The following is a 10,144-nucleotide window of genomic DNA, read 5'->3' as shown; positions in this document are numbered from 1 at the left end:
TTTACTCCGCCGCAATCGCTGTGGCTTTGGGTTTCGGCTTTGCGCCGTGTTCGTATTCTTCAAGGAAATCGAGGACTTCCTGACGGTACGTGTAGTAATCGGGGTGTTCGAGCAGAGCCTTGCGGGTGCGTGGACGTGGCAGTTTCACGTCTGTGATTTTCCCGATTGTCGCCTGTGGGCCGTTGGTCATCATCACAACGCGGTCTGCCAGCAAAATGGCTTCGTCCACGTCATGCGTCACACAGATCGCCGTGACTTTCGTGCGCGACCACACTTCCATCAGCACCTCTTGCAGTTCCCACCGTGTGAGACTGTCGAGCATGCCGAACGGTTCATCCAAAAGCAGCAGCTTCGGGGACAAAGCAAAAGCGCGGGCGATGCCCACACGTTGCTTCATTCCGTTGGAAAGCGACGCGGCTCCCTTATCCATACTGTCAGCGAGACCGACGCGCTCAAGGTAATATTCAATGACATCTTGGCGTTCCGCTTGGCTGGCTTTTGGGTAAACTTTGTCAACGCCAATCGCGACGTTTTCCTTGGCGGTTAGCCAAGGGAACAGGTTTGGCGATTGGAACACAACGGCGCGTTCGGGATCGGCACCTTCGACGTTCCAGCCATCCAGTTTGATCGCACCTTTAGAGATGTCGTTCAGGCCAGCGGCCATCGTCAGGACAGTGGATTTGCCGCAACCAGAATGGCCGATCAGGCTGATGAATTCGCCCTTTTCCACCTTCAGATCGAAGTTTTCAACAACGGTCAATGGACCTTTTGGCGTAGGGTATACTTTGTCCAACTGACTGAAGTTGAGGTACTTTTCTTCGATCCCGCCTTCTTGGGCCTTGAGAACAGCGGCAGGGACAGAATGGATCGGCGTGACGTTTGGCAACAGCTTCGTGTCAGCCGTTTTCGCGGCAATGCCGATATCCATCAGGTAAGTCGTCACATCCGCACGTAGGCGTTTGAACGTGTCGTTGTTGTTCATTTCCATGCGGTCGCGGGGGCGCTGAAGGTCGACTTTGAACTTTTCGCCCAAGGTCCCGTCAGGGTTCAGCGCGATGATCCGGTCGGCCAGCAAAATGGCTTCGTCCACGTCGTTGGTGATCAGGACGCAGGTTTTTTTATCTTCAGACCAAATGCCTTCGATTTCGTCCGCCAGATTGGCGCGTGTCAGCGCGTCAAGCGCGGACAGCGGTTCGTCGAGCAACAGCATTTCAGGGTCCATCGCAAGCGCGCGCGCCACGTTCACACGCTGGCGCATACCACCCGACAATTCAGCGGGGCGGCGCGTCGCAGCGTGGCTGAGGCCCACCATTTTGACGTAGTGATCAACCTTCGCCTGACGTTCGTCCTTGGACAAGTTCGGGAACATCGTATCGACGGCCAGCATCACGTTGCCGTTCACGGTCAGCCACGGCATCAGTGAATAGCTTTGGAAGATCACGCCGCGTTCACGACCGGGTTCTTTGATCTGCTTGCCTTTGAAGGTCACTTCGCCCGATGTCGGGGTTTCTAACCCCGCCATCAGATTGATCAGTGTCGTTTTGCCTGTGCCGGAAAAGCCAAGCAAAACAAGGAATTCACCTTCTTCGACAGTCAGATCAATGTTCTTCAAAACGTGGCTGGCGTGAGTGCCTGTGCCAAAGCTTTTTGAGACGTTCTTGAATTCGAGAATGCTCATATCAATCACCGGTTATTCGAGAATGTGAACATGGATTGCAGCGCGAACATCACACGGTCGAGCAGGAAGCCGATGATCCCGATGGTGAACACAGCAACCATGATTTTGGCGAGAGATTGGGAAGACCCGTTCTGGAATTCGTCCCAGACAAATTTACCAAGACCGGGGTTCTGGGCCAGCATTTCAGCGGCGATCAGAACCATCCAGCCCACACCCAAGGACAGGCGCAAACCTGTGAAAATAAGGGGCAAAGCAGATGGCAGAACCAGTTTTGTGATCTTGGTCCATGTGTTCATTTTCAGAACGCGGGACACGCTGACAAGGTCTTTGTCGATGGATGCCACACCTAGGGACGTGTTGATCAACGTTGGCCACAGCGAACAGAGCGTCACGGTGATCGCGGAGATCAGGAAGGATTTCGAGAACATGCCGTCATTGCTGGCATAAACCGCCGACACGATCATGGTCACGATGGGCAACCATGCGAGCGGTGAGACGGGTTTGAATATCTGGATCAGCGGGTTCAGCGCGGCGTTGGCTGTGGCCGACAAACCAGCGGCGATGCCCAGCGGAATGGCGAAAGCGGATGCGATCAGGAAGCCGAAGAAGACGGTTTTGATCGACGTCCAGATTTGGTCGTAATACGTTGGTTTCCCAGTATAAGTCCGCTCTTTCACGCGGTCAGCTTGGCCGTTTGCTACGAGGTCGGCGTTGCGCTGTTCTTGGCGTTCGTAGAAGGCGACTTCTTTTTCGCCTTCGCGTACCGCGTCTGCGTGCAAGTTACCGACTTGTTCCCAAACCTGTGCAGGTCCGGGTACCGCGCCCAGTGATGTTTGAACCTTTGGTGCAAGGGCTGCCCACGCGCCTAAGAATAGGAAAATCGCCAGCAATGGGACGCCCAACAGGCGCCAGATTTCGCCAAGCTGTGCTTTGGGGTTGTCGCCTGCTGCTGCTTTGAGGATCGGTGTGACCCATGCCAGACCCAGCACCTGAAACCACTTATCTGCGGTGTTGATCCGGGTGAAAAGCCGCGCGCGGCGGGCTTCGGAGGAAAGTGTTTCGGGATCGATGGCGGTCATGTCAAAGCCTCATTGGGGCGAAAAATGTGATGTCACAATGCGTGCACAACACGTGCACAATGCGTGCACCGCGCCGTCGTGACAGCGCGGTGCAGATTTAGGGGCGATTAGCCTTGGATTTCGGAGCCGACCACGATCTGGTCGCCCTTCAAGCCAATTGGCAGGCTGTCGATGTAGGCGTTTGGTGTGCGACCGTCGAAGCCGATGCCGTCGATGATGTCAGCGGCTGGTGTTGGTGCTTTGAAACCGTCGCTGTCCCATGGGAAGTCAGCTTCGTTCGCCATGCCGTCGTCGACCAGCGCGCGGGCCGCATCAAGGTAGATGTCGGAACGGTAGACAGATTCAGCTGTTTCGATGAACCATTCGTCGGACTTCGGTTCAGAAATCTGACCCCAGCGGCGCATCTGTGTCAGGTACCAGATCGCATCGGATTTGAACGGGTATGTCGCGTTGTAGCGGAAGAACACGTTGAAGTCCGGAGCAGGGCGCACGTCGCCTTTTTCGAACTCGAAGAAGCCAGTCATAGAGTTTGCGATCACTTCGGCGTCTGCACCGACGTATTCAGAGCGTGACAGGATTTCCACGGCTTCTTCGCGGTTGGCGTTGTCGTTTTCGTCCAACCACATCGCGGCGCGGATCAAAGCTTTGGTTAGTGCGATTGTTGTGTTCGGGTTTTCTTCGGCGAATTCGTCTGTGATACCGAAGACCTTTTCAGGGTTGTTCTTCCACATGTCGTAGTCGGTGATGACCGGAACGCCGATGCCTTTGAACACAGCTTGCTGGTTCCATGGTTCGCCCACTGCGTAGCCGTAGATTGTACCGGCTTCCATTGTTGCGGGCATTTGTGGTGGAGGTGTCACAGACAACAGAACGTCTGCGCCGATCTGACCGGAGATGTCTTCAGGGGAATAATAACCCGGCTCAAGACCACCAGCTGCCAACCAGTAGCGGATTTCGTAGTTGTGTGTAGAGACAGGGAAAACCATGCCCATGTTGAATGGGATACCTTGGTCTTTGTAATCTTCGACGACGGGTGCCAATGCTTCGGCGCTGATCGGGTGTTGTGGCAGGCCGTTGTCCATCATCGGAACGTTCGGCTTCATTTCTTCCCAGATTTCGTTGGAGACGGTGATCGCGTTACCGTTCAAGTCCATGGAAAATGGTGTGATGATGTGTGCTTCGGTGCCGTAGCCGATTGTCGCTGCCAGTGGCTGACCAGCCAACATGTGCGCGCCGTCCAACTGACCGCCAATCACACCATCAAGCAATACTTTCCAGTTTGCTTGGGCTTCCAGCGTCACAAACAGACCTTCATCTTCGAAGAAGCCAAGTTCATAGGCGATGGCAAGCGGGGCCATATCTGTCAGTTTGATAAAGCCGAACGTCAGTTCGTCCTTTTCCAGTTCAAGCAATTGGGCCGTCGCGGTGGACCCCATAAGACTGGCCAGCGTGGCAAGTGTGAAAGCAAAAGAAGTCTTCATTTATCTGTCCTTGTTGGCGGCCCTGTTAGACCTTTGAAAACGAAAAAAGCCGCACGTAGGGACACGGGGGAGGAGATCCGTAGTCCATACGAGCGGCTTTGCTCTGAATGCTGCACCACCATCGTTGGTCTGTGCGCGTAACGGGCTTCGATGCCCCTTGAAGATAATTTGCGGGCTTGGTGTCGGAACTTCAACGTGGATTCTGCAATGCAGCGCTTGAATCTGCTGCGGTGCAGAGGTTGCCTAAAAACTGTGCGGTTTTAGCCGTGAAAATCGAAAGTTTTGCCATCGAAAAAGGCATCAGGCCCGAGAATCATGTTTCCACGGGTTGATGCGACCGCGGTCTCGTGGGCAAGCGCCCCTTCGACTTTTTCGGATGCACCGGGAAGATCAACACCAAGGCTGCCCAGGTTTTCGCGGTACAGATCGCTGCGGAAGCACCGTTTCGCTTCTGCGATGCTATTATCGTCGGCCCCAAGCTGGGTTGCGATCCACGCGGCCTGACTGCGCCACGGGAACTGCGACGCGTTCCGGAAGAACAGTAAGAAGTTGTCGATGTGGCGGGGGCCTATGGTTGGATCAAGTGTCACTTCACCGCTGATGCCCGGATCAATCAGGTCGTCGGTCAAATCGAGATGTTCGCTGCGTGCAAGGATATCGACGGCCAAGGCCGCGTTGCTGCGTTGGCCGAGCCATTGTCCCGCTTTGTAGGTCGCCCGCATCAATGCACGTGTCGGTTCGGGGTTGTCGGTTACCCAATTGGACCGCGCTGCCAGCACTTTTTCCGGCGCGAAGGACCAGATTTGCGATCCTGTCAGGACGATAGCCGCTGCATTGTTTTTGACAGCAACGCTGCCCCATGGTTCGCCGACCCAAAACGCATCAACTTGTCCGTCAGCAATTGCTGCGGCCATGCGCGGCGGCGGTACTGTGATGACATCGGTCTTAATTTCAGGACAACGCGCGAGCAGGTAAGAGAGTAGTAGCCTATGCGTGGATGCATGAAATGGCACGCCGATCCGCAGCGTTTTGCCGTGCTGTGCCAGTTTGGCAAGGATTGCGTCAGGATCGCCGTAGGGGACGGGGGCAAGTGCCGAGATCAACGCTTGGCTCAGCCCGAAGACCGTGCCGTTGACGGAAAGCACTGACAGCACATCGACGTCGGCGCGGACCCCGCCGATGCCAAGCCGTAGTGCAATGGGCATCGGTGCCAGCATCTGGGCCGCATCCAACTGCCCAAGGATCAGGTTATCGCGCAGCGCCGACCAAGAGGGTTGCTTGATCAGCCGCAGATCAAGCCCTTCTTCAGCGGCAAAGCCCAATTCCTTTGCAATCAGCAGCGGGGCGCAGTCAACAAGTGGCAGGTAGCCGCAATTTAGAACGTGTCCCTTCATGATAGCAGGTCCGCCGCCGTCACGAGCGCCGATGCGACGTCGATCACCTTGCGGTTTTGGTCCATCGCGGTTTTGCGCAGTAGCGCGTAGGCCGCGTCTTCGTCCAGTTTGCGTTGCCGCATCAGGATGCCCTTGGCGCGGTCGATCGTTTTGCGGTCCTCCAGCGCTTGTTTCGCGGCGGACAGTTCGGACTGCATTTTACGCATGATCTGAAAACGGGCGATGGCCGTTTCCAACACGGGTTTGATCCGGTTCTTTTGCAGACCGTCCACGACATAGGCGCTGACGCCGGCGTTCAGGGCCGCTTGGGTTAGTCCTTCGTCAGTTTGATCGACAAACATGGCGACGGCGCGGGCCTTGGTGTCGGAGATCAGGCTGAGATGTTCCAGCGTGTCGCGGTCAGGATTAGCGATATCGATCAGCACGATGTCGGGGGATGACGTGCGGACGGCTTCGGCCAGTCCGGTGGTTTGGCCTATGACGGTCACGTCGGGCCAGCCACCATCTACAAGCGCGTCGATAATTTCGCGTGCTTTTTCGGGGTCGGGTTCGACGACAAGAATACGGGTGGCCATTTGCATGGGGCCAGATGTGTCCCACAGGAGCGGCAAACACGAGAGGCGGACCTGTGTTTCAGGCCTTCGATTTTGCGTGCGCGACGGGACGCTAGGATTTTGGGCGAAACGCACATTTTTTGGTCATATGCGAGATCGGGCGACAGTGAACCATTGGTTGTACTTTGAAAGCGTTCTGCGCATACCGAACCCATAATTATCCCCAATCAGTACATGGATGGATCAGCAATGACGAAAGTGGCAATTATCACGGGCGGCCTGTCCGGTATGGGACTTGCGATTGCAAAGCGGCTTCATGCTGCGGGCACAACTGTCTGCATCGGGGCGCGGCGCGGCAATGATCCCGCAGCTGTGGCCGAGCTACATGAACAGATCGGCGCACCTATTGCGGTCGCTGGACTAGATGTGCGTGACAGTGCGAGCGTGGCAGCCTTTGTTGAAAAGGTCGTAGCAGATCACGGGCGTGTCGATATTTTGGTGAATACTGCCGGAGTGTATGAAGAAGCCCCCGTTATTGGCCATTCTGACCAGATTTGGGATGACACCATTGATACAAACCTGACTGGTACGTTCAAAATGATCCGTGCCGTGATGCCGGGGATGGTTGCGCAGAAATTTGGCCGGATCATCAATCTGGCGTCGGTGGCGGCCCACAACGGGATGCCCGATAACGCTGCCTACTGTACGTCGAAAGCGGGCCTTTTGGGGCTTGGTCGATGTGTCAGCCTGGAAGGCGCGGTACATGGCGTGACCTGCACAAGCATCAGCCCGACGTGGGTCGAAACCGAGATGCTGAAGCAATTTGTCGATCAGGAAATTGCAGATACGGGTGCCACCCGTGCAGAGGTGCAGGCCAAATACGAGGCGTCCAATCCGCAAGGCGCGTTGGTCCAGCCGTCCGAAATCGCTGATCTCGTTGCGTTCTTGGTCAGCGACGCTGGTCGCGCCATCACGATGGAAGATATTCAGGTCAACGCGGGATCGCTTTGGTAGGTACCGCGTCGCGGCCAAACCGTGCGTTTAGCAATGCGGTGGGGTCGCTGATGTGATCAAAAGGCAGGTCAGATATGGCCTGCCATGCCGCCTGCGCCTTTTCGTGGGAAAGGGTCGCGTCGGCGTGCAAGACGGACAGATCGGCGGCAATCAGCGCTTTCTGCGCGTCGCTGAGCGGTGCTTTGTCCAACCACGTTTGCAGTGGCAGTGTCGTATATGCAGTGTCTTCACCAGTGGCCCAAATGTCGGGTGTCAGGTTGTAGGTTCCGGTCTCGTGGGTCTGCCCGACCTCTGTTAAGAACTGCGCGGCGTGCTGCACATCAATCATGCGGAACATCAGGCCATCGGGTACCGCATGGATCGCGCGGCAGGCTGTCATGATAGTCTCGTAAATGTCGTTCGGGTTCGGCTGCGTGACGCTGTAGAGCGACGGAAGCCGCACGATGGTGGACGGAACACCGGAGGCCGCGATCAACGCTTCGGCCGCGATTTTTGCGGCACCATAGCCGCCACAATTGTCGTAGACGTTCGTTGCTGTTTCGGCGTGTCGCCCGCCTGTGTCAGGGAACACCGCAGAGGTGGACGAGAACCGCAAATCGGCCTGCGCGTCCTTGCAGAACTGCAGGATGTTTTCCATGCCGCCCTTTGACCAATCTTCCATCGTGTCACGATCCACGGCGAGGTTCACCATCGCGGCGCAATGCACCACGCTTTGTGTGGCATCGCAGAGCGATTGATATTGGGGTGTTGGTAGCCCAAATTGCGGGTCTTCCAGTGCTGCGGTGATGATCCTGATCCGGCTCAATGGCACGCCGCTGTCGGACGCGATGTCACGCATGCGGTCCGACGCGTCCCGCCGTTTGGGGCGCACGAGGCAATAGATGACGTGATCGTCCGGCAATGATTTGGCTGCTGCTGTGAGCACGTGACGCCCCAGAAATCCGGTCGCCCCTGTCAGCAATATGCCGGGGGTGTCGAATGTGCTGTCCGGCTTTGGCGTGATCATCGGTTCGGTCAGGATGTTATGCAAACGGTCGAGCGGGACATTCAACGCAAAATCGAAATCGACCCGACGGCCATAGGCGGTTTCAAGCGCGAGAACGAGCGTCACTGCCATCAGTGAATCCCCGCCGAGATCATGAAAGGATAGGCTCGGGTCGATCATGTCGGCCGTGCATCCAAGCGCTTTGGCCGCTTCGGACACGGTCGCGCGTGTGTCCGTTTCAGTGGTTTGCGCCTGTGCGCCCGCGACCTTGGGCAGTGCTTTGAAATCGCATTTTCCGGACACCGTATTGATCGGGATTTCGGGCAGAGCGACCAGATAGCTGGGGATGCAATAGGCGGGCAGGGCTTTGCGCAACGCCTTGGCCAACGCGGGCGGAATACGGTTTTCGCCCGCGTTGAGGCCCCATTTCGCGGCGTTATCAGTCGTTTGCGCGGCGTTGGCTGCGTAATAGAACACCAAGGCGTTGCCTTGGCCCGCGACGTCCTGGATCCATGGGACCGCCTGTTGAAAGCCGATAAAGCTAGCCAAGGATGCCGTTAGGTCTTGGGTCTGGATGCTGTGCCCGCGCAGTTTCAGCATATGCGCCACGCGGCCCAAAACGTGGATCATGCCGTCTTCGTCGACGAAGCCTTGATCGCCGGTGTCGTAGAGCCGTGTCTCTTGACCATCAAGCGTCAGGTTGCGGAACCGCAGTGCCGTTTCTTGCGGGCGGTTGACGTAACCGGGCCCCAACGTGCGCGGCCCTTCGAAATGTAGCAAACCGGGGGTGCCCGTGGGGCAAGGGACGTCGTTATCGTCCAAGATGACGGGGCGCAGGTAGGGCATTGCGACGCCAACGGCGCCAGCGCTGCGGTCGGTTGTCGAGACGTTGGTCATCGCGATGTCGTGGGTTTCGCAGATGCTGTAGAGGTTCCAAAGCGTGGCATTCAGCAGCTTTTCCTGCGCGGCTGCGATCAGGGCGTCGGTGACAACTTCGCCGTTGAGGATGATCCGTTTCAGCGGCACGTTTTGCATCATATCCGAGGTCGATGCTTGCAACGTTTTGTCCAGCGCGGACGGCGTGAACAGCATCTCGGAAATGTTGTGTTCGATCAGGAATGCCGCCAATTCGCGCGGGTTCAGCAGTTGTTCGAAGGTTGGAAAGCAGACGCGGGCGCCATCGCGGAGGGGCCGAAACATTTCCCAGATCGCAAAGATATAGGCCCCGATTGATTGGCCCGGCGAGTAGGGCGTGTAGGCGTCGCGCCATGCGTAGGACAAGAATGCGGCTTCTTGCGTGACGGGGATGCACTTTGGTTTGCCTGTCGTGCCTGAGGTCGCGACGATGTAGATCGCATCGTCCGATTTTACGTTCCCGGCTTCGATTGCGCCGTCAGGGGCGGGTGCGCGTTCGGAGATGATTTGCGGGATATCGATCAAGTCGCAGCCAGCTGGCAATTGCCCGTCTTTGGCGGGTTGGCATTGCAAGACAGTTTTGGTTTCCAGTTCGGCAAGGATATTGGCCAGAACGTCTGTGGGCATGGCCGGATCAAGGTGCACAAAGGGGCGGCCCATCACGATGCAGGCCGTCGTTGCGGCCCCAAATACTGATGAAGGCTTGCCAAAAACAGCCACGGGACCGTGGGCGGGAAGATCTGCCTTCAGGGCGTGGGCGAGCGCTGCGATGTCGCCATATGTCAGGCAAAGATCGGCGTCAGCAAAAGCTGTGGCTTCTGCGTATTTTGCAATGGCTTTGGTGATTTGGTCTGGGATGGTGTGGTGGCCGGGTACGAATTGGGTCAAAAATGCAGGCTCCGAAAGCGTCACTTTGTCCGCGATTTGCGACATTGTGCGAATGTGTGGAGACTGCATCGCGAAAAACGTGGGGATTGGCAATATCAAAGCGGCACCTCTCGACCGAATGGACGAGGTGGGCGAAAAGTTGCACAGATGTTAAGC

The 10,144-nt window shown here is 56.8% G+C and carries 7 protein-coding genes; 1 reads left to right on the top strand and 6 read right to left on the bottom strand.

Annotated features, from left to right (window positions below; genetic code table 11):
- Nucleotide 1 precedes the first annotated feature (1 nt).
- From AC0L7R_RS13800 to AC0L7R_RS13780, 5 genes are all read right to left on the bottom strand, one after another.
- The gene (locus AC0L7R_RS13800; protein WP_473657437.1) at nt 2–1,678 is read right to left on the bottom strand and encodes a nitrate ABC transporter ATP-binding protein; all 1,677 of its coding nucleotides are present in this window, start codon (nt 1,676–1,678) and stop codon (nt 2–4) included.
- A gap of 5 nt (nt 1,679–1,683) precedes the next feature.
- Nucleotides 1,684–2,757 carry an ABC transporter permease gene (locus tag AC0L7R_RS13795; RefSeq protein WP_247125920.1) on the bottom strand — a complete coding sequence of 358 codons (1,074 nt, stop codon included), beginning with the start codon at nt 2,755–2,757 and terminating at the stop codon, nt 1,684–1,686.
- A 107-nt stretch (nt 2,758–2,864) separates the two neighbouring features.
- Complete coding sequence (locus tag AC0L7R_RS13790) at nt 2,865–4,238, bottom strand: ABC transporter substrate-binding protein (protein WP_473657436.1); 1,374 nt, start codon at nt 4,236–4,238, stop codon at nt 2,865–2,867.
- A gap of 260 nt (nt 4,239–4,498) precedes the next feature.
- Entirely contained in the window at nt 4,499–5,632 is a 1,134-nt protein-coding gene (locus AC0L7R_RS13785) for an ABC transporter substrate-binding protein (RefSeq protein ID WP_473657435.1), read from the bottom strand.
- Nucleotides 5,629–6,213 carry an ANTAR domain-containing response regulator gene (locus tag AC0L7R_RS13780; protein ID WP_247125926.1) on the bottom strand — a complete coding sequence of 195 codons (585 nt, stop codon included), beginning with the start codon at nt 6,211–6,213 and terminating at the stop codon, nt 5,629–5,631. Before AC0L7R_RS13780 ends, AC0L7R_RS13785 begins: the two co-directional genes overlap by 4 nt.
- Before the next feature lie 222 nt (nt 6,214–6,435).
- Between AC0L7R_RS13780 and AC0L7R_RS13775 the strand changes: the two genes are divergently transcribed.
- Entirely contained in the window at nt 6,436–7,200 is a 765-nt protein-coding gene (locus AC0L7R_RS13775; RefSeq protein ID WP_473657434.1) for an SDR family NAD(P)-dependent oxidoreductase, read from the top strand.
- Here AC0L7R_RS13775 and AC0L7R_RS13770 read toward each other — a convergent pair.
- Entirely contained in the window at nt 7,178–10,087 is a 2,910-nt protein-coding gene (locus AC0L7R_RS13770; RefSeq protein WP_473657432.1) for an AMP-binding protein, read from the bottom strand. The two genes, AC0L7R_RS13775 and AC0L7R_RS13770, sit on opposite strands and share 23 nt — an antisense overlap.
- Nucleotides 10,088–10,144: the final 57 nt, after the last annotated feature.

The organism is Yoonia sp. D2-7 (genome assembly GCF_055809435.1).
Note: the sequence above shows the minus strand (reverse complement) of the source record. Positions and strands in the feature narration are given on the sequence as shown.